Origin of the sequence: Streptomyces sp. URMC 127 (assembly GCF_051386535.1) — a bacterium.
Classification (GTDB): domain Bacteria; phylum Actinomycetota; class Actinomycetes; order Streptomycetales; family Streptomycetaceae; genus Streptomyces.
Genome location: NZ_JBPQTW010000059.1, coordinates 1 through 18,663 on the forward strand (window position 1 = coordinate 1; position 18,663 = coordinate 18,663).

Genomic DNA, 18,663 nt, shown 5'->3' on the forward strand with positions numbered 1-18,663 from the left:
GGGGGCGGGGGGCTGTCGCTTGCTGCTCCACGATCCATAGAACGAGTGAATGGTGAGATGGTCACCTCACTCCTGCGCGCCCCCGGGCCCCGCCCGGGCGGGGGAGCCGGCGGGGGCGTCAGGCGATGCAGCGTGCCCGGATGCGGTCGACCGCCTCGTCGGCGATGCCCAGGCCGTCGCGGACGTACGCGGTCACCCCGCCGTAGGTCCGCTCCATCTCCTCCAGCGCCGCCGTGAGGTACGCCGAGCGCACTCCGAGGATCGCGTCGGCGATCTCCGGGTCGCCGCCCGCGGCGGTGAAGCGGTCGCTGAGCGGGGCGAAGGCGGCCCGTACCGCCGGGTTCACCGCGAGGTACTCGGCGCGGACCGTCTCCTCGTCCGCGCCCAGGAGCAGCAGGATGACGGCGGCGGCCCAGCCCGTGCGGTCCTTGCCTGCCGTGCAGTGGAAGAGCAGCGGGCCGCAGTCCGGCTCGGCGAGCGCCGACAGCAGGCGGCCGTAGGCGGTGCAGGCGGATTCCGAGGTGACGAAGGAGCGGTAGGAGTCGCACAGCAGCTTCTCGGCCTTGCCGTTGCCCAGGTGCTCCTCGGCGACGGCGGGGCTGCCCAGCACGGAGTCGAGCCTGGCCGGCACGCCGCCGTCCGCGGCGGCGCGGGCCGCCGCGCCGCCGGCCATCACGTCCGCGACGATGAGCCGGGCGCCGGCCGGCACCTGGTCGGGCCGCTCCTCCCGCTCGTGCTCGGTACGCAGGTCGACGACCGTGTGGATGCCGAGGGCGGCGACCGCCGGGTCGGCGGCGGGGTCGAGCCGGTCGAGCTGGCCCGAGCGCAGCAGCAGGCCGGGGCGGACGGCGGAGTCGCCGGTCAGCGCGATGCCTCCGAGGTCGCGGAGGTTGATGATGGTCGAGGCGTCGAACTGCGGCATGCGGGCGTCTCCTGGCTCTGTAGCGCACAGCGTGTCTGATATCGATCAGATATTTGCCGGATATCTACCGTTATTGTGCCTAACGGAGACGAACCCCGCGCCCGCGGGGGCGTGGCCGCTCTCCCCCGCCGTACGGGTCCGGTGGGACCGGCACCGCCGGACACCGCCGCGGGGGCTGATCGCCGCTGCGGCGGAAAGAGAGGCCGGGCCTGTGGACCGCAAGGGCATCCGCCGCCTCTCGCCGCAGGCGGGAAAGTCCCGCCGCGACGGCGCGTAACCACGACGGTGGAATCCGGCGGTGCCGGACCCGCCCGAGGCGCCGTCCGCCGCCCCCGCGGCTAGTGGCCCCGTACTGCCCAATCGGCGAACTCCGCGAGGCCCCGCGCGCCGCTCCCGTCGTTGCCCGCCGTCATGAACAGGCCCGCGTCCTGGACCGCCGCCGCGCCGGGGACCTTCGCCGTGGCGACCGGCTGCCACGCCGTGCCGTCCGTGGAGTACTCCGCGCCGAACGCGTCGGCGCCCGTGCGCGTCAGGCGCAGGAAGACCGGGGCGCGGACGCCGGCCACCTGCCGGTAGGCGTCGAACGTGCCGTCGCCGTTCGCGTCGTACGACAGGACGACCCCTTGCCCGGGCGTCAGCGCCAGGTTCACCGCTCCCGCGGACCACCGTGTGCCGAGCGCGTTCCGCGCGATGAGGCCCGCACGGGCCCAGCCGTTGGTGTCCGTCTGGCTGAGGACCCGTACGGTGACGGCCGCGCCGACGCCCAGCACGCCCGCCCGGTACACCGCGCCGAACTCCTCGGTCCGCTTCCACAGGTCGTCGCCGGAGCCGTCGATCGCGAACCGGTCCGCGCCCAACTGCCCGAAGACGGCGGCGTTGTTGGTGACCGTCCGCCAGCCGTCCGACAGTGGCCCGGCCAGGAAGAGCGTGCCCCCTCGCACGGCCCGCACCGGCTCCTCGCCCTGCGGCCCGTAGCGCGCGCTCACCTCGTACGGCACCGGCTGCAGCGGCCGTTCCAGCGGTGCCGCCGGAGCGGTGACGCGCCAGCGGGCCGGCAGCGTCGCGCCGGGCGCCAGCCTCGGCACCGAGACCGGGCCCTGCGGGGCGGCGGGCAGGCCGGAGACGGCGAGTTCGGCGCGGCCCGTGGCGCGGAAGCCGTTGGCGTTGGTGAGCGAGGCGGAGAGCTCCGCCGTCCCGCCGGGTACGACGGAAACCGGGTCGAGCACCGACGCGAGCGTCCCCTGGTAGGGCGCGGCGGCCAGCGTGTCCCGCACGCGCACCGCCGTGCGGTACGGGTCGCCCGCCGGCCGCTGCGGATGCTCGGTGCGCTCGCGCGTCCAGAACTCCTCTATCGTGAACCAGTCCGTGGCCCGCGGCGCCCGCCCGGCGCGCAGCGCGTCCTCCAGCTCCTCCAGCCGGCGCCGCCAGCGCGGCAGGTAGAAGTCGCCGATGAGGCCGTGCCAGTCGCGGCTTCCGTAGTCGTGCAGCTTGCCGCCGTCGGACGTGCTGCGCGAGCCCCACACGGTCACGAGCACGCGCGCGGTGCGCTCCAGCTCGGCGGCCTCGTCCGCGTCGGTGCCCATCGCCCGGGCGGCGGCCGTCCAGGGCCCGAGCATGAAGGCCTTGTGCGTGCCCGCGATGTCGTCGGCGAGCCGCATCAGCTTCAGCCACAGCGCGGACAGCGCGCGGAAGGCGGCGAGGTCCTTGCGCGCGTACGCCTCCGCGAGCTGCGGGAGCAGCTGCCGGCTGCGGTGGGCGACGGCCTGCCGGGCCACGTCGACCAGGTCGTAGCGGTAGGTGTCCGCGCCGCGCAGACCCGCCGCGACGCCGAGCAGCCCGCCGAGCGCGGCGTCGAAGCGGACGGGGTCGTAGGCGGGGGCGCTCGGCGCGTACTCGGCGGCGCGGTCCGCACCGAGGGACGGGCGGGCGGCGAAGAGGCTGTCGTGCGGGTCGCTGCGCCCGGGAGCGCTCTGCCGGTAGGCGGTGCCGGCCAGCACGGTCCACGCCTCCCGGGCCGCCTTGTCCGCGCGGCCGTAGCGGAAGTCCGCGTAGGAGGCGAACCACTGCGCCCGGTCGGGTGCCCGCTCCAGCCACGCCAGCTCGGAGAAGCACTCGAAGGCGGCCGGGTCCCGGTCGGCGCCCTCGGGCATGTACGCGGTGCCGGCCAGGGCGCTGCCCGGCTTGTCGCGCCACGCGAAGAACCTCTCGTCCCACACGTGGGTCTTGGCCCCGAGCGTGGTGCGCCCCCCGTAGTTGGGGATGCTGCCGAACGCGTACGGGGTGCCGCCCCAGTCCTTCTCGCGGTCGGCGGCGCGGGAGAAGCGGTCGGAGACGCCGTCGACGATCAGCATCCGCTGCCGGTCGACGGCGCCCAGCAGCTCGGGCAGCGGGTTGTCCTCCCAGCCGAGGATCACCCAGGTCGCGTCCGGGTGCGCGGTGCGCAGGGCCTGCTCGACGGCGCGGGCGGCGGCCGCGACGGGCACGTCGCCCGCCGTGCCGCCCTCGTGCAGCAGGTCCATCTTGAAGTGCCGCGCCGGGCCGAGGAGCCGGGCCTGGTGCCCGTAGAAGGAGGCCGCCACGCGGGCGAACGCGCCCGAGCGCGGGTCCAGCCAGTCCGGGCGCCGGAAGCCGTGCCAGGTGCCCTGCGGGACGACGCGCGCGTCGGCGTTGCGGGTGCTGAAACCTTCCGGCACGGAGCCGTAGTAGCCCGGGAGCACCGGCGCCATGCCCAGCTCGCGCAGCCTGGCGGTGATCCGGGCGCCGAGGGCGGCCCGCGCGTCGATGAGCTTCTGGCCGAGCGGGCCGCCGTAGCCGCTGAGGTTCGCAAGGAGCCACCACGGCTGGTGGGACGGGGCGGGCAGCCAGCCGCGGGCCTCCGCGTCGCTGTAGCCGAAGTCGAGCAGGACGCGCTGGTAGACCGCCTCGTGACCGCTTATGACGAGGACCTCGTTGCAGCCGTGCAGGGCCAGGATGTCGATCATCCGTTCCCAGTAGGGCCAGTCGGCGTAGGGGAAGGTGTAGCCGTCGTTGGTGTCGTTGAGGGCGAAGCGGTGCCGGAGCCGGGTGGACCGCCGCAGCGGGCGGGCCGGGGCGGGCAGGCTGCGCGGCAGGCTCACCTGGCGCGCCCCCCAGGTGATGTGCGCCCCGCACGTGTACTTGAGGTACCAGTGCACCCCTGTCAGCAGCACCGCCGGGCTCGTCCCGGACACCTCGATCCGCCCCGTGCGGCCGGACACCTCGAAGCGGTCCTCGCCCTCGGCGGACGCGAGCGCGGTCAGCCGGAACTGCTCCGCGTGCGCGGCGCCCAGCAGCCGCACGAGGGCCGCCCGGGCGGGGGCGGTGTCGAACGGAGGGCGGGCGGCGGTGGCCCGGGCGGGCGAGGCGTGGGAGGCGAGGGCGGCCGCGGCACCGAGGGCCCCGGCGGTGCCCAGCAGCAGGCGTCTCGACGGCTTCGGCCGGTCGCTCGGCTGACGGAACGGCAGATCGGTCATGGCGCCCTCCACTGTGCTGAATGCGACAACGGACGCGTGCGCGGCGCACGTTAACCGGCGTCACCAGAGGGAGCAATGGGGCGCGCTCGGCGTTCAGCCGTGGCGGCCCGGCCGCTCGGCCGGTCAGCCCCGGGCGGGAGCCGGTCAGCCTCGGCCGGGAGCCGGACGTCTCCGGCCGGGAGCCGGTCAGCCCCGGTCGAGATACGCCAGCACCGCGAGGACGCGGCGGTTGTCGTCGTCGGACGGCGGCAGGCCGAGCTTCCCGAAGATGTTCGACGTGTGCTTCGCGACCGCCCGCTCGGTCACGTGCAGCTGCGCGGCGATCGCCGCGTTCGACCGGCCCTGGGCCATCAGCTCGATCACCTCGCGCTCGCGCGGCGTCAGCCGGCCCATCGGCCGGTCCTGCGACCGCCGCGACAGCAGCTGCGAGATGACCTGCGGATCCATGGCCGTGCCGCCCGCCGCGACCCTGCGGACCGCGTCCACGAACTGGTCGGCGTCGAAGACGCGGTCCTTCAGCAGATAGCCGACGCCCCCGCTGCCGTCCGCGAGCAGCTCCCGCGCGTACAGCTGCTCCACGTGCTGGGACAGCACCAGCACCGGCAGGCCCGGCGTCTCCCGCCGCGCGGCGAGCGCGCACTGCAGGCCCTCGTCGGTGAACGACGGCGGCAGCCGTACGTCCACCACCGCCACGTCCGGCCGCAGTTCGGCGAGGGCCCGGGACAGCTCGGGGCCGCTCTCCACGGCCGCCGCGATCTCGAAGTCGTACGCCTCCAGCAGCCGGACCAGGCCGTCCCTCAGCAGGAACAGGTCTTCGGCGAGCACAACGCGCACGGGCACTCCAGCGGCGGTCGGGACGGCGCCCCGGAAGGCCCGGGGCGGGCGGGCCGTTCAGGCGGTCCGCGCTCATCGTCCCCGATGCCGCGGACGCGGCGGGAGCCGGGTCGGCGGCCCGGCTCCCGTTGCTCCGCCGCGGCGGACGGAGCCGGCCACGGCGTCCGCCGGGGCGGGCGTCAGCGCAGCACGCAGGGGATCTCCATCGTGACCAGGGTCGGCCCGCCCACGGGGCTGCTCACGGCCAGCACGCCGTCCAGCGTGCCGATGCGCCGCTCGATGCCGGCCAGACCCGAGCCCGCCGGACGCCTCGCCCCGGCCGCGCCGCCGGCCGTGTCGCCCGCCGGTGCGCCCGCCCCGCCGCGGCCGTCGTCCGTCACGGAGATCCGCAGCATGCCGTCCGCGTGGTGCACGTCGAGCCACACCTGCCGGGCCCCCGAGTGCTTGGCGGCGTTGGTCAGCACCTCGCTCACCGCGAAGTACGCCGCCGTCTCGACCGGCTCCTCGGCCCGGCCGGCCAGCTCCACGTCCACCTCGACGGGCAGCGGCATCCGCAGCGCCAGGGCCCGCAGGGCGTCGGCGAGGCCGCGCTCGGCCAGCACCGGCGGATGGATGCCCCGCACCAGGTCGCGCAGCTCCGTCAGGGCCTCGGCGGAGTCGGCGCGGGCCGCGGCCACGAGCTGCTTGGCGCGGGCCGGGTCCTTCTCGATCAGCGCCTCGATCGTGCCCAGGCTCATGCCCATGGCGACCAGGCGGGCCTGCGCCCCGTCGTGCAGGTCGCGCTCGATGCGGCGCAGCTCGGCCGCGGAGCCGTCCACCGCGTCGTGCCGGGACTCGGTGAGCCGGTCGACGCGCCGGGCCAGCTCCAGCTCGCGGGCCGCGGCCGGGCCGGGCGCGAGCAGCTGCTTGGCCAGCAGGAAGTCCGTGCGCAGCAGCGGCCGGGCCAGGAGGGCGCCCACGACGGCCCAGACCAGGCCGAGCGCGGCCGCCAGGTTCGCGCTGGACTGGTCGGTGATGTGGACGAAGGTGAACCACAGGCCGCCGCCCGCCCGGTCGATCGGCTCCCAGACGCCGAGGGCCAGCACGACGCCCCACGGCAGGTAGAGGACGAGGGCGGGGGCGAGCAGCGACAGCACCGTGCCGGCCGTGCCGTCCACCAGCAGCCACAGCAGGTCGCGCCAGGTGGCGGGGTCCTTGAGCAGGGCCGTGCAGAGCTCCACCTGACCGGCGAGCCCGGTGCGCCGGGCCGGCAGCGGACGGTACGGCTCGGGGATCTCCACGCCCGCCCACGCCTTCGCCTGGCGGCGGCGCAGGGAGGCGTGCGCCCGCAGGGCCCTCACGAGCACCGGCGTCGTGAACAGGCCGATCCCCAGCACCATGAGCACCAGGGAGACCATGGTCAGCGCGAACAGCAGGATCGACGTCGCCATGCCGAAGATCGCCAGCCACAGGCCGCGCGCCGCCGTCAGCAGTGCGTCGCTGACCTTCTTCATCCGGTTCCCCCCAGGGTTGTGCTCCCGGGCCCGTGCCCCGGGCCCGGGAACCAGTCTGGACGATCGCGACATGATCGTCACGGGGGGCACCGCCCCGGCCATGGTGTACCTAGCCCCACCTCTGACCTCGGCCTTTACCCGCAGGAGCCGGGCAGCTCCGCGGCTGAAGGCCGCCCGGGAGCGCCGGTGATCAGTAGCCGGCGGGCGGGGCGTACTTGTAGCCGACCCGGCGGACGGTCACGATCGACGCGCGGTGCTCGGCCCCCATCTTGCGGCGCAGCCGGGCCACGTGGACGTCCACCGTCCGGCCGTCGCCCACGTGACCGTAGCCCCACACGGTCGTCACCAACTGGTCGCGCGTGTGCACCCGGTGGGGGTGGGCGACCAGGTGGGACAGCAGCTCGAACTCCAGGTACGTGAGGTCGAGCGGGCGCCCGGCAACGCTGGCCGTGCGCTGCTCGGGGTCGATGCTCACCAGGGCGTCCCCGCGGGTGGCGGGCGCGGGCTCGGCGGCCTGCTGCTCGGCCGGGACGAGGACCAGATAGCCGATCATCGGCGGCTGGCCGGGCAGCGACGGCACGGTGTGCTGGGGCGCGGGCATCCACGTGGCCGCGCCGGAGTGCAGCAGCTCGGCGACCGGCGGCACCTCGTCCGGCGAGACGGCCCGGAGCCGGTGGCGATGCGCGGTGTGCGCGGTGTGCGAGGGGTGCGTGGTGGCGGTGGCCGCGGTGGACGGGGCGGGCACGGCGAGGGTACGGAGGTTCGTCATGGAGAGCTCAGCTCTTTCGCGCGAGGGACCGTCGAGGGGACGTGCGGGTGCGCGGGGCCGTTGGCCGGGGGACTGGGGACCGGCGGCTGACTTCGACGTGGGGGTCAGCGGGAGGAGGGGGCCTGCGCGGAAGTCGCGCGGCAACACACTCGGTCGAAGTCGTCGTGCTGACGAGAAGGCCAGAAGGGCTCAAGGTCGAAGCGACCCGTCGCGGTGTTCTGGAAGCTGGCCATGCCCCTATTGAAGCATGACCTGCGGCGGGGCAGCAGACTCCCCGTGCAGGTGGATACGGAACCCTGGCGTGATGCCCACCACCCGGGAGGCGCCCGGAAAATGCGGAGCAATCGCCTCCGGAAGATGAAGCCCTGATCACCCCCGGCCGCCTCACGGCCGGTCTGTCCGGCGGGCGTCCGGCACGGAGAGCGGGGTGCCGCCGTCCGCCGCCGGCGGCTCCGGATCCGGGCCGGGGGCGGACCCGGCCTCTTCCTCCTCCTCCGGAAACGGGACCCGCTCCCACGCGTACCCCTCCGTCCACCCCTCCTCGCCCCGCGCCCACGCCACGAACACGGCCGTCACCTCGGCGGCGCTCTCCATCCGCACCCCGAAGTGCCGCTCGGCCGTCCCCGCGCGGTACTCCACCTCGTACGGGCCGTCGCCCTCGTGCCACGTCTGGATGTAGTGGTCGCCGCCGTCCCCCGCCCCCTCCGCGGGCTCCGTGCGCTCGACCACCGCGAACCGGTCGCCCTCCCCGCCCAGCCCGGCGATGATCTCCGCCAGCCGCTCGGCGGTGACGTGCGAACGCACCTCTCCGGACTCGGTGTTGACGGTGATGGGCAGCATGGATGGCAGCATGGATCCCCCCTCGCTGAAGGGCCGCCCCCCGTCGGCGGCCCGCGTGGGAATCATCCTGGCACCTGCCACTGACAACGGGCCGTGACGGCCCGCACACCGGTGCCCCGTACGTCGCGGCCGCACGCCGACAGCCCGTGCGCTGGCAGGCCGCGCACCGGCACTCAGTACGTGACGGTGATCGGCCGCGATCAGTACGTCACGGTGATCCGCCGCGCCGGCCCGTCCACCCGCACCACACCCCCGTACGGGATCACCAGTTGCGGATCGGTGTGCCCCAGGTCCACGTCGAAGACGACGGGCAGCTCCGGCGCGTACGCGTCCAGCGCGCGCTCCACCGCCTCCCGCTGCGCCCGCCGGTACGCGGCCGCGTCCTCCCGGCCCAGCGGCCGCTGGAAGGACCACGACTTCGCCCGCCCCATCAGCAGCGCGCGGAACTGCCGCAGCAGCCCCCGCTCGCCCATGCAGCGCAGGATCCGGAAGACCTCCTCGGCGCGCGGCATCTCCTCCGAGGTTTCCAGGAACAGCACGCAGCCCGCGTACGCCGCGGGCGGCCCGATCCCGGCATCGGCCATCAGCAGCCACGACAGCACTTCGAGGTTGCCGCCCCACGCGACGCCCTCCACCGCCGTGCGGCCGGGATTCCGCCACGACCAGTCGTCGCAGGGCGCGAGCACGGGCTCGCTCGCGAAGGTCTGCGGATCGTCCCAGGGCCGGTCGACGTCGTTGGAGGCGCCCGGCGCGGTCAGCTCGTACGGCCCCGGGGAGAACAGCGCGGCCCGCAGCGACTCCGCCGTCCGCGGGTGCAGCGCACCGGGCCTGCCCAGCTCCACCATCACGCTCGCGCCGTGGAATCCGACGATCCCCGCATTCCACAGCCAGACCAGCAGGGCGGTGTTGTCGCTGTAGCCGAAGAACGGCTTGGGATGCGCCCGGACCAGTTCCCGGTCGAGGTGCGGCAGCACCGTGATCTGGTCGTCCCCGCCGATGCTGGCGAACACCGCCTTGATGTCCGGGTCCGCGAACGCCGCGTGCAGATCGGCGGCCCGCTCGGCGGGGCTCGACCCCATCTGCCGGGTCGCCGGATATTCCACCGGCAGCAGCCCGAATTCCGACTTCAGCCGCCGCAGCCCGAGTTCGAAGGGACGGGGGAACAGGCCCGGCAGCCCCGACGACGGCGAGACCACCGCGACGCGGTCGCCGGGCCGGGGCCTGGGCGGATAACGCCGTGGCGCGGGCGGCTGCTCGGGTGCGTTCATGCGCCCCACCCTAGGCCGGTCCGCGCCCTGCGTTCCGGGTTCAGGAATTCCCCGCCACGACCGGGTAGTGGTCACTGAGATCGGTGTACGTGTACTCCTTGCCCCAGCTGGAGACCGTCCACGGCGCGGACGGTTCCTTGACCACCGCGTTCTTCCAGGTCGCCGGGCGGGCGTGGCCGTTGCGGTGCAGGACGTAGTCGAGGTCCTCGCGGGGGTCCGACGGATAGCGGTAGGCCGCGATCGAGTTCTCCTTCGTGTCGAAGGAGTACGGGTGGCCGGTGCGTTCCGTCGCCGGGGCGAGACCGGCATTCGCGAGCAGGGACGCGTATTCGCTTCCGTGCGCGTCCACGTTCAGGTCGCCGGCGACCATGACCTGTTCGTTCGCCGGAATGTTCTTCGCGTCCAGGAAGGCGCCGATCTGGCGGAACTGCTTCGCGCGGTCCGCCGCCGCCTCGCCCGCCGCGCAACCGCTGTCCGTCGACTGCGCGTGCGTACCGACGACGTGCACCTTCGTACCGTTCACATTCAACACGACATAGGCGAAGCCCTTGTTGGACCACCAGTCCGCGCCGCACGCGTCCTTGAAGATCACCTGTTCCTTGCGGACGATCGGCCACTTGCTGAGCACAGTGACACCGCCGTCCTCCGGCGTGGTGGACGAGTAGTTCCCGCCCGTGGCGTCCCAGCCGTCCTTGCCGCGCCCGACGACCGGCGTCTGGTACGGGTACGCGCCGGCCGCATTCGCCTTCAGCGCGTCGGAGGCGCCGTTGTCGAATGCCTCCTGCAGGACGACGACGTCGTTTCCGCGGAAGAACCCGGCCTTCGGTATCTCCTCGGCGCGGTGGTCCTGCCCCCAGTTGGGGTAGAGGTTCTTGCTCATGAGGAAGGTGTTGTACGTCAGCACCTTCAATTCCGGAACGCCGTCGGCCCGGGCGGCCGTCTGCGGCAGGGCGGCGGCGCAGGCGACGGCGGCGAGCGTGATCGTGAGCGCGGGCTGGAGCTTCGGCATTGCCACATCAAATCAGCCCCTGTTACTTCCGGACATCCTTACGGTGATCAATTCCCCTACGCGCGGCGACGACTTCGTGTCGCGTTCGCGCATGAGTCGTTGAGTCCGTTGGAAGAGTGGAAGAGATGCGGTGACCGACCCACCGTGAGGAGTTCCCATGCCCCCGCCCCTGCGCCAGGGTCTCGTGCTCGATTTCGGCGGTGTCCTGACCACCCCGATCGCCGAGTGCACCCGGGCCTTCTGCCTGCGCGAAGGCCTTGCGCCCGACGCGTTCCTCCAGGTCATCTCCGCGGACCCGGAAGGGCGCGAGATCTACGCGCAGCTGGAGCTCGGCCGGATCGGCCAGATGGAATGGAACGAACGCACCGCCGCGCTGCTCGGCGTCGCCGCTGACAACCTGATCGGCCGCGTCCTCGCCGACCTCCGCCCGGAGCCGGTGATGCTCGCGGCCGGCCAGGCGGCCCGCCGCGCGGGCGTGAAGGTGGGCATCCTGTCCAACAGCCTCGGCTCCGGCCCCTACGACCCCTACCAGGGCTACGGCTTCGACACCCTGTACGACGCCGTGGTCCTGTCGGGCGACCACGGCCTGCGCAAGCCGGAGCCCGGGATCTACCCGCTCATCCTGAAGAAGCTGCAACTGCCCGCCGAGGCCTGCGTCTTCGTCGACGACTCCGCGCGCAACCTGCCGCCCGCCCAGGACCTCGGCATGACCACCGTCCTGGACGGCGACCCGGCCGAGACGGTGAAGAAGCTGGAAGAGCTGTTCGGGCTGCCGCTGAGGTGAGCCGGCCGCCGGCACCCGCGAGAGGAATTCAGTGAACATCGACGGTTCGACCGTGCTCGTGACCGGCGCCAACCGCGGCATCGGCCGGGCGCTCGTCTCCGCCTTCCTGGCCCGCGGCGCCCGGCGCGTCCATGCCGCGGCGCGCAATCCCGCGGCCCTGGAGCCGGTCGTGGCCGAGGCCCCCGACCGCGTGGTCCCGCTCACGCTGGACCTCACCGCGCCCGCCACCGTCGAGGCCGCGGCGGAAGCGGCGCCCGACGTCACCCTGCTGGTGAACAACGCCGCCACGCACGCCGTCGGCCACCTCCTCGACATGGACCTCGGCGCCGTCGAGGACGTGATGCGCACCAACTTCCTGGGCACCCTGCGGGTCCTGCGCGCCTTCGTGCCCGTCCTGGAGCGCAACGGCGGCGGGGCCGTCGCCAACGTCATCAGCGTCGGCGCCTTCGGCGGCACGCCGTCGCTCGGCGGATATCCCGCCTCGAAGGCCGCGCTGCACCTGATGACGCAGGCCGTGCGGGCGGATCTGCGGCCCCGCGGCATCGCCGTCCACGCCGTCTTCCCGGGGCCCGTCGACACGGACATGTTCGACTACGTCGTCCGCCACGAGCCCGCGTTCGGGGAGTTCCCGCGCGTGTCCCCCGCGGAGGTGGCCGCCGCCATGATCGACGGCCTGGAGGCGGGGGAGGAGGACATCTTCCCGGACGCGTTCGCCGCCCAGGTCGAACAGGAGCGGAGGGCCGATATCAAGGCGCTGGAGAGGCGGATGACGGGGATCTGACGTGGGGCCGCGGGGCGTGGCGTCCGCCGGGTGCGGCGTCCGCGGGGTGCGGCGTCCGCCGGGTGTGCCGGGGGCCGGTGCCGGCGTCGGCGGCTCAGCCGGCGTGCCAGTGCCGCGCCGCCGGCCCGTGGTGCGCGGCCAGGGCGCGGTCCAGGTTCGTCGCGGCGCTGATCAGGGCGAGGTGGGTGAACGCCTGCGGGAAGTTCCCGAGCGCCTCGCCCGCGGGCCCGATCTCCTCGGCGTACAGGCCGAGGTGGTTCGCATGCGTGATCATCTTCTCGAAGACGTAGCGGGCCTCGCCGATCCGCCCGGAGCGGGCGAGCGCCTCCACGTACCAGAACGAGCACAGGTTGAACGTTCCCTCGCCGCCGTCCAGGCCGTCGCTGCCGTCCGTCCGGTAACGGTGCACCAGGCTGTCGCTGACCAGCTCCTCCTCGATCCGCCGCACCGTGGACAGGAAGCGGGGGTCCTTGGGGCCCGCGAACTTCACCAGCGGCATCACCAGCAGCGAGGCGTCCAGCGTCCTGCTGTCCGGGTACTGCGTGTACGCGCCGAGGTCCGGCGCCCAGCAGCGGTCCTGCACGAAGCGGTACGCGGCCGCCGCCGTGTCCCGCCACTGCTCGACCGGGGCCGGCATGCCGCGGTGCCGCGCGATGCGCATGGCCCGCTCGAAGGCGACCCACGTCATCAGCGCGGAGTACGTGAAGCGCTGCCGGCCGCCGCGGGTCTCCCAGATCCCGTCGTCCGGCTCCTCCCAGTTCTTCTGCAGCCAGTCGAGCTGCCGGCCCAGCGCCTCCCACAGCTCGTACGAGATGGGCTCGGCGTGCTTGTTGTACAGGTAGACGGAGTCCATGAGCTCGCCGTGGATGTCGAGCTGGGTCTGGCCGGCCGCGGCGTTGCCGATCCGCACCGGGCGCGCGCCGTCGTAGCCGCAGAGGTGGTCCAGGACCGTCTCGGGCAGGTCGGCGCGGCCGTCGATGCCGTACAGCACCTGCAGCCCGGTGCCGGGCGGGGCCTGCGTGCAGCGCTGGTGGAGCCAGTCGATGAACGCGGCGGCCTCTTCCGTGAAGCCCAGCCGCATCAGCGCGTAGAGCGTGAAGGCGGCGTCGCGGACCCAGGTGTAGCGGTAGTCCCAGTTGCGGCCGCCGCCCGCGGCCTCCGGCAGGGACGTGGTCGCCGCGGCGACCAGGGCGCCGCTGGGCTGGTACACCAGCAGCTTCAGGGCCAGCGCCGAGCGCTCGACCACCTCGCGGTAGCGGCCCCGGTACTGCGACTGGCGCAGCCAGCCGTCCCAGTACTGCAGCGTCTTGTCCAGCAGCCGGGTGGCCTCCGCGGCGTCGAACGGGCGCACCACGCCCGCCCGTACGGCCCCCGCTCCGTCCCACTGCGCGGCGAGCTCCAGGGACTGCCCGGGCTCCAGTGTCACGGTCGCGCACGCGGCGCCCCCGTCGCCGGGCGTGAGGGGCACGGAGGAGCGCAGCACGAGGAAGCCGGCCGGGCCCGCGAAGACGACGCCCGCCCCGCGCACCGGCGTGACCGTGTGCGGGGCGCGGCCGTAGTCGAACGCGGGCCGGCAGCACACGTCGACCACGGCCCGGCCGCGCAGCACGCGGACCTCCCGCACGATCTGGCGGATGCCCGAAGCCGGGCAGGACGGGTGGTCGGGGACCATGAAGTCGTACAGCTCGGCCACCGAGTCCCGGCCCAGGAAGCGGGTCAGCAGGACGTTCGAGTCGGGCATGTACATCTGCTTGGTACGCTCCGCGTCGCGCACCGTGACGGAGAACGACCCTCCGCGTTCGGCGTCGAGCAGGGAGGCGAAGACGGAGGGCGCGTCGAAGCGGGGCAGGCAGCACCAGTCGATCGTGCCGTCCACCCCGACGAGCGCCACGGTGTGCAGGTCGCCGATGATCCCGTGGTCCTCGATGGGCAGGTAGCCGGGTTTCGGGCAGGCGGGTTTCATGGGCCCCTCCTCGGCGGAGCGGCGTGCCACACCACCCGTTATACCGCCGGGGGCGGGCGGATGCCCGGCGCGGCCGGGCGCGGCCGGGCGCCTGCGGGCCGGGCCCGGGCCCGTGTCCCTCCCGTCAGCCCGCGGCGGGCCGTGACCGTGCGAGGGCCTCCCGTACGGCCTCCTCCGTGCGGCCCACCACCGCCGTGCCGTCGTCGGCGGTGATGATCGGCCGCTGGATGATCTTCGGGTGCTCGGCCAGCGCCTTGATCCACCGCTCGCGCGCGCCCGCGTCGCGCGGCCAGTCCTTGACGCCGAGCTCCTTCGCCGCGGCCTCCTGGGTGCGGGTGATGTCCCACGGCTCCAGGCCGAGGCGGTCGAGCATCGCGCGGAGCTCGTCCTCGCCGGGGACGTCCTCCAGATAGCGGCGCACGGTGTAACCGGCGCCTTCGGCGTCGAGCAGGCCGATGGCGCTCCGGCACTTCGAACAGGCGGGATTGATCCAGATCTCCATGCCCCACACGGTACCCCCTGCCTCTGTCAAATCCCGTCTGAGCTGGGGCGATTGTCAGTGGGGGGCAGTAAAATCGAAGCATACGAGAGAGGTTGTGAAACCCCCTCTGGAGGAGCGCCCATGGCCGTAGCCGCATCCACTCTGTCCGATCTTCCCGGTCTCCCCGATCTCCCGAGCCTCGCCACCCTGCCGAAGAAGCCCATGCCCGCGGGGCGCCCGCGCGCCTGGTACGAGTCCCACAACCGCCAGCTGAAGGCGATGCGTCTCGCGATCGCCCTGCTGCACTCCGGGGTCTACCGCCCGGAGCAGGCGAGCAACCGCCGCATACGGGCCACGGCGGTCCGCATCGGGGTCCACGAGCCCTCCGCCACGACGTGCCGGGCGGTGCGCTCCCTCATCCACGACGCCGCCAACTACTGACCTCACCTACTGACCTCACCGCTGACAGGAGGAGCGGGCCTCTCCCGGCGTGCCGCTTCGCCGCGCGTGCGAACTCCCGTACTTGCCCATAACGTGGCAAGAGGGTCGTCATGCCGGTCGTCATGTCGTCACTGGGAGAGGCCCATGCCTGCTCGTACGCTCAAGGACAAGGTCGTCGTCATCGGCGGCGCCTCGAAGAACCTCGGCGGCCTCATCGCCCGGGAGATCGCCCCGGACGGAGCCAAGGTCGTCGTCCACTACAACAGCGACTCCTCGCGCGACAAGGCCGAGCAGACCGTCGCGGACGTGAAGAAGGCCGGCGGCGACGCCTTCGCCCACCAGGGCGACCTGACGAAGGTCGCCGAGGTCGAGAAGCTCTTCGACGCGGCGGTGCGGACGTTCGGCGGGGTCGACCACATGGTCAACACCGCCGGCATGGTCATCAAGAAGCCGATGACCGAGACGTCGGAGGAAGAGTTCGACAAGATGTTCGCCGTCAACAGCAAGGCGGCGTACTTCATGATGCGCGAGGCCGCCAAACGCATCGAGCGCGACGGCTCCATCGTCACCATCGTGACGTCCCTGCTCGCCGCCTACACCGGCCTCTACTCCGTCTACGCCGGCAGCAAGGCCCCCGTCGAGCACTTCACCCGGGCCCTCTCCAAGGAGCTCTTCGGCCGGAACATCTCGGTGAACAACATCGCCCCCGGCCCGATGGACACCTCGTTCTTCTACCCGGCCGAGTCGGACGACTCCGTCGCGTACCACAAGTCCTCGTCCATGAACGGCGACCTCACCAAGATCGAGGACATCGTCCCGTACGTGCGCTTCCTGCTGACGGACGGCTGGTGGCTCAACGGCCAGACCCTCTTCATCAACGGCGGCTACACCACCCGCTGACCCGCCCGGGCCCGCGCCGCGGGCCGGCGCGTAGGCTTGCGCCCCATGTGGCAGGGACAGCAGCCGCCGGGGGATGGCGGACATCCGCAGGGCGGGCAGGCGAATCCGTATCAGCAGCCGGGCCCGTACGGGCAGCCTCAGCCGCCGCGGGGCGGTGGGAACAGGACGAAGGTCATCGCCATCGCCGCGGCGACGGCCGTCGTCGTTGCCGCGGGCGTCACCGCCTTCCTCGTCCTGGGAGACGGCAAGGAGGCCGAGGCCAGGAACCCTCAGCCGCCCGCGGACTCCCCGGCGTCCGCGCGCAGCACGGACCCCACGGCCCAGCCGAGCGCAGACAACCCCCGCGCCGGTCACGACCCGGCGCCGGTCGTCCCCGGCTGGAAGGTCGTCACGAACCCCGCGAAGGGCGTCGCCTTCGACGTGCCTCCCGAGTGGGACCGCCGGCAGCCCGACTGGGTCACCTATGTCTCCGAGAAGAACGATCCCGAAGACAAGCCGCTCGTCGCCATGATGGCGCCGGCGATGCTGAACCCGACGTGGTGCAGCACCGGCAGCGGCGACAAGGAGGAGCACACGGCCGTCGCAGCGGCCGGCTCCCGCAGCGAGCGCGCCGGCCAGGACCCGGAGGACGCCGCCCGCGCCAACGCCGAGGCGTGGGTATACGGCAACTACACCCAGCCCGACAAGAAGAAGGTCAAGACCGGCCCGGCGGAGCTCTACACCACCAAGTCCGGCCTGTCCGGCACCCTGGTCACGGCCTCCTCCTCGGGCGCCCCGAAGAAGAACAAGTGCGACTCCGACGGCAAGGCCACCGCGTTCGTCTTCAAGAACCCCAAGAACAACGAGTACACGTCCTTCACGATCTTCGGCGTAAAGGGCGTGAAGGACGAGCTCCCGGACGACACCGCCCGCAAGATCCTCAGCACCGTCCGCCTGACGGAGCCGCCCGAGTAGGCCCCGATAGACCGGGACCAGAAGAAAAGCCCGCAGGCCGTGCTCTCCCCGAAGGGAAGAACACGGCCTGCGAATGCTTTCGCTCCGGGCCCGGAGTTCTTAGATGTCGAAGTACATCTCGAACTCGTGCGGGTGCGGGCGGAGCTGGATCGGGGCGATTTCGTTGGTGCGCTTGTAGTCGATCCAGGTCTCGATCAGGTCGGCGGTGAAGACGCCGCCGGCCTGGAGGTACTCGTTGTCCTGCTCCAGGGCGTCGAGGACGGCCGGGAGGGAGGTCGGGACCTGGGGGACGTTGGCGTGCTCGTCGGGGGCGAGCTCGTAGAGGTCCTTGTCGATCGGCTCGGCGGGCTCGATCTTGTTCTTGACGCCGTCGAGGCCGGCCAGGAGGAGGGCCGAGAAGGCGAGGTAGGGGTTCGAGGACGGGTCCGGGGCGCGGAACTCGACGCGCTTGGCCTTCGGGTTCGAGCCCGTGATCGGGATGCGCATGGCGGCGGAGCGGTTGCGCTGGGAGTAGACCAGGTTGACCGGGGCCTCGAAGCCGGGGACGAGGCGGTGGTAGGAGTTCACCGTGGGGTTGGTGAAGGCCAGCAGCGACGGGGCGTGCTTGAGGATGCCGCCGATGTAGTAGCGGGCGGTGTCCGAGAGGCCGGCGTAGCCCTGCTCGTCGTAGAAGAGGGGCTCGCCGCCGTTCCACAGGGACTGGTGGACGTGCATGCCCGAGCCGTTGTCGCCGAAGATCGGCTTCGGCATGAAGGTGGCGGTCTTGCCGTTGCGCCAGGCGACGTTCTTCACGATGTACTTGAAGAGCATCAGGTCGTCGGCGGCGGCGAGCAGCGTGTTGAACTTGTAGTTGATCTCGGCCTGGCCGGCGGTGCCGACCTCGTGGTGCTGGCGCTCGACCTGCAGGCCGGCCTTGTCCAGCTCCAGGGAGATCTCGGCGCGCAGGTCGGCGAAGTGGTCGACCGGCGGGGCCGGGAAGTAGCCGCCCTTGTAACGGACCTTGTAACCGCGGTTGTCCTCGACCGCGCCGGTGTTCCAGGCGCCGGCCTCGGAGTCGATGTGGTAGAAGGACTCGTTCGCGGCGGTGTTGAAGCGCACGCTGTCGAAGACGTAGAACTCCGCCTCCGGGCCGAAGTACGCGGTGTCCGCGATGCCGGTGGAGGCGAGGTAGGCCTCGGCCTTCTTGGCGATGTTGCGCGGGTCGCGGCTGTACTGCTCGCCCGTGATCGGGTCGTGGATAAAGAAGTTGATGTTGAGCGTCTTGTCCCGGCGGAAGGGGTCCAGCCGGGCCGTGGACAGGTCCGCGCGCAGGGCCATGTCGGACTCGTGAATGGCCTGGAAGCCGCGGATGGAGGAGCCGTCGAAGGCCAGCTCGTCATCCGGGTCGAAGGCCGCGGCCGGGATCGTGAAGTGCTGCATCACGCCAGGCAGGTCGCAGAATCGGACGTCGACGAACTTGACGTCCTCATCCGAGATGAACTTCTTGGCCTCGTCGGCGTTCTGGAACATCCAACTCCTCCTAGCCCGGCCGCACGCGGTCGGGGATTGCTTCGGTGGCGCGGTCCGTATCGCACCGGCGCGCTGCGGCCGACCCTAGAGAGACGGGATTTCCCGGGCATGACCCATTTGTTTCGCCGAGGTTAACCGGGGTGCGGCCCGGATGTGCCGTGAAACACGCACGCGGGACCGGCCGGGCGGGGCCGTGGGGCGCGGCCCCGCGACCCCCGGTCCCG

16 protein-coding genes are annotated in these 18,663 nt (G+C 72.7%); 5 read left to right on the forward strand and 11 right to left on the reverse strand.

What is annotated here, in order from left to right; translation table 11 throughout:
- Nucleotides 1-118: 118 nt before the first annotated feature.
- From ACSNOH_RS15235 to sph, 8 genes are all read right to left on the reverse strand, one after another.
- Entirely contained in the window at nt 119-922 is an 804-nt protein-coding gene (locus ACSNOH_RS15235; RefSeq protein WP_436721860.1) for a tyrosine-protein phosphatase, read from the reverse strand.
- Nucleotides 923-1,260: 338 nt separating this feature from the next.
- Nucleotides 1,261-4,413 (reverse strand): alpha-N-acetylglucosaminidase, encoded by a 3,153-nt coding sequence (locus tag ACSNOH_RS15240; RefSeq protein ID WP_436721861.1) that lies wholly within the window; start codon nt 4,411-4,413, stop codon nt 1,261-1,263.
- 186 nt (nt 4,414-4,599) lie between these two features.
- Complete coding sequence (locus tag ACSNOH_RS15245; protein WP_106676291.1) at nt 4,600-5,247, reverse strand: LuxR C-terminal-related transcriptional regulator; 648 nt, start codon at nt 5,245-5,247, stop codon at nt 4,600-4,602.
- A gap of 179 nt (nt 5,248-5,426) precedes the next feature.
- A complete protein-coding gene (locus ACSNOH_RS15250) occupies nt 5,427-6,740 on the reverse strand; it encodes a sensor histidine kinase (protein WP_436721862.1) in 1,314 nt (437 codons plus the stop codon).
- Nucleotides 6,741-6,930: 190 nt separating this feature from the next.
- Nucleotides 6,931-7,509: a winged helix-turn-helix domain-containing protein gene (locus ACSNOH_RS15255; RefSeq protein WP_436721863.1), complete on the reverse strand. Its 579-nt coding sequence runs from the start codon at nt 7,507-7,509 to the stop codon at nt 6,931-6,933.
- A 384-nt stretch (nt 7,510-7,893) separates the two neighbouring features.
- Complete coding sequence (locus tag ACSNOH_RS15260; protein ID WP_436721864.1) at nt 7,894-8,349, reverse strand: hypothetical protein; 456 nt, start codon at nt 8,347-8,349, stop codon at nt 7,894-7,896.
- A gap of 200 nt (nt 8,350-8,549) precedes the next feature.
- A complete protein-coding gene (locus ACSNOH_RS15265; RefSeq protein ID WP_436721865.1) occupies nt 8,550-9,617 on the reverse strand; it encodes a S66 family peptidase in 1,068 nt (355 codons plus the stop codon).
- 40 nt (nt 9,618-9,657) lie between these two features.
- Nucleotides 9,658-10,626, reverse strand: a complete 969-nt coding sequence (gene sph, locus ACSNOH_RS15270; protein ID WP_436721866.1) for a sphingomyelin phosphodiesterase — start codon at nt 10,624-10,626, stop codon at nt 9,658-9,660.
- Nucleotides 10,627-10,783: 157 nt separating this feature from the next.
- Between sph and ACSNOH_RS15275 the strand changes: the two genes are divergently transcribed.
- Both ACSNOH_RS15275 and ACSNOH_RS15280 read left to right on the forward strand, forming a co-directional pair.
- A complete protein-coding gene (locus tag ACSNOH_RS15275) occupies nt 10,784-11,410 on the forward strand; it encodes an HAD-IA family hydrolase (protein WP_436721867.1) in 627 nt (208 codons plus the stop codon).
- 31 nt (nt 11,411-11,441) lie between these two features.
- Nucleotides 11,442-12,191, forward strand: a complete 750-nt coding sequence (locus ACSNOH_RS15280; protein WP_436721868.1) for an SDR family NAD(P)-dependent oxidoreductase — start codon at nt 11,442-11,444, stop codon at nt 12,189-12,191.
- Between the two features lie 94 nt (nt 12,192-12,285).
- Here the strand turns inward: ACSNOH_RS15280 and ACSNOH_RS15285 are convergent, their stop codons facing one another.
- A complete protein-coding gene (locus ACSNOH_RS15285; RefSeq protein WP_436721869.1) occupies nt 12,286-14,154 on the reverse strand; it encodes a glycoside hydrolase family 15 protein in 1,869 nt (622 codons plus the stop codon).
- A 124-nt stretch (nt 14,155-14,278) separates the two neighbouring features.
- Nucleotides 14,279-14,656 carry an arsenate reductase family protein gene (locus tag ACSNOH_RS15290; protein ID WP_436721870.1) on the reverse strand — a complete coding sequence of 126 codons (378 nt, stop codon included), beginning with the start codon at nt 14,654-14,656 and terminating at the stop codon, nt 14,279-14,281.
- A 120-nt stretch (nt 14,657-14,776) separates the two neighbouring features.
- On the opposite strand from ACSNOH_RS15290, the gene ACSNOH_RS15295 reads away from it, so the two are divergent.
- From ACSNOH_RS15295 to ACSNOH_RS15305, 3 genes are all read left to right on the forward strand, one after another.
- Nucleotides 14,777-15,076 carry a hypothetical protein gene (locus ACSNOH_RS15295; protein ID WP_436721871.1) on the forward strand — a complete coding sequence of 100 codons (300 nt, stop codon included), beginning with the start codon at nt 14,777-14,779 and terminating at the stop codon, nt 15,074-15,076.
- A gap of 144 nt (nt 15,077-15,220) precedes the next feature.
- Complete coding sequence (locus ACSNOH_RS15300) at nt 15,221-15,976, forward strand: SDR family oxidoreductase (protein WP_436721872.1); 756 nt, start codon at nt 15,221-15,223, stop codon at nt 15,974-15,976.
- A gap of 45 nt (nt 15,977-16,021) precedes the next feature.
- Entirely contained in the window at nt 16,022-16,930 is a 909-nt protein-coding gene (locus ACSNOH_RS15305; RefSeq protein WP_436721873.1) for a hypothetical protein, read from the forward strand.
- Nucleotides 16,931-17,029: 99 nt separating this feature from the next.
- Here ACSNOH_RS15305 and glnA read toward each other — a convergent pair whose 3' ends face one another.
- Nucleotides 17,030-18,439 (reverse strand): type I glutamate--ammonia ligase, encoded by a 1,410-nt coding sequence (gene glnA / locus ACSNOH_RS15310; protein WP_436721874.1) that lies wholly within the window; start codon nt 18,437-18,439, stop codon nt 17,030-17,032.
- Nucleotides 18,440-18,663 lie beyond the last annotated feature (224 nt).

Coding starts and splice junctions, on each gene's coding strand:
- ACSNOH_RS15235 (WP_436721860.1), bottom strand. CDS start 922: ATGCCGCAGTTCGACGCCTCGACCATCATCAACCTCCGCGACCTCGGA.
- ACSNOH_RS15240 (WP_436721861.1), bottom strand. CDS start 4,413: ATGACCGATCTGCCGTTCCGTCAGCCGAGCGACCGGCCGAAGCCGTCG.
- ACSNOH_RS15250 (WP_436721862.1), bottom strand. CDS start 6,740: ATGAAGAAGGTCAGCGACGCACTGCTGACGGCGGCGCGCGGCCTGTGG.
- ACSNOH_RS15255 (WP_436721863.1), bottom strand. CDS start 7,509: ATGACGAACCTCCGTACCCTCGCCGTGCCCGCCCCGTCCACCGCGGCC.
- ACSNOH_RS15260 (WP_436721864.1), bottom strand. CDS start 8,349: ATGCTGCCCATCACCGTCAACACCGAGTCCGGAGAGGTGCGTTCGCAC.
- ACSNOH_RS15265 (WP_436721865.1), bottom strand. CDS start 9,617: ATGAACGCACCCGAGCAGCCGCCCGCGCCACGGCGTTATCCGCCCAGG.
- sph (WP_436721866.1), bottom strand. CDS start 10,626: ATGCCGAAGCTCCAGCCCGCGCTCACGATCACGCTCGCCGCCGTCGCC.
- ACSNOH_RS15275 (WP_436721867.1), top strand. CDS start 10,784: ATGCCCCCGCCCCTGCGCCAGGGTCTCGTGCTCGATTTCGGCGGTGTC.
- ACSNOH_RS15285 (WP_436721869.1), bottom strand. CDS start 14,154: ATGAAACCCGCCTGCCCGAAACCCGGCTACCTGCCCATCGAGGACCAC.
- ACSNOH_RS15290 (WP_436721870.1), bottom strand. CDS start 14,656: ATGGAGATCTGGATCAATCCCGCCTGTTCGAAGTGCCGGAGCGCCATC.
- ACSNOH_RS15295 (WP_436721871.1), top strand. CDS start 14,777: ATGGCCGTAGCCGCATCCACTCTGTCCGATCTTCCCGGTCTCCCCGAT.
- ACSNOH_RS15300 (WP_436721872.1), top strand. CDS start 15,221: ATGCCTGCTCGTACGCTCAAGGACAAGGTCGTCGTCATCGGCGGCGCC.
- ACSNOH_RS15305 (WP_436721873.1), top strand. CDS start 16,022: ATGTGGCAGGGACAGCAGCCGCCGGGGGATGGCGGACATCCGCAGGGC.
- glnA (WP_436721874.1), bottom strand. CDS start 18,439: ATGTTCCAGAACGCCGACGAGGCCAAGAAGTTCATCTCGGATGAGGAC.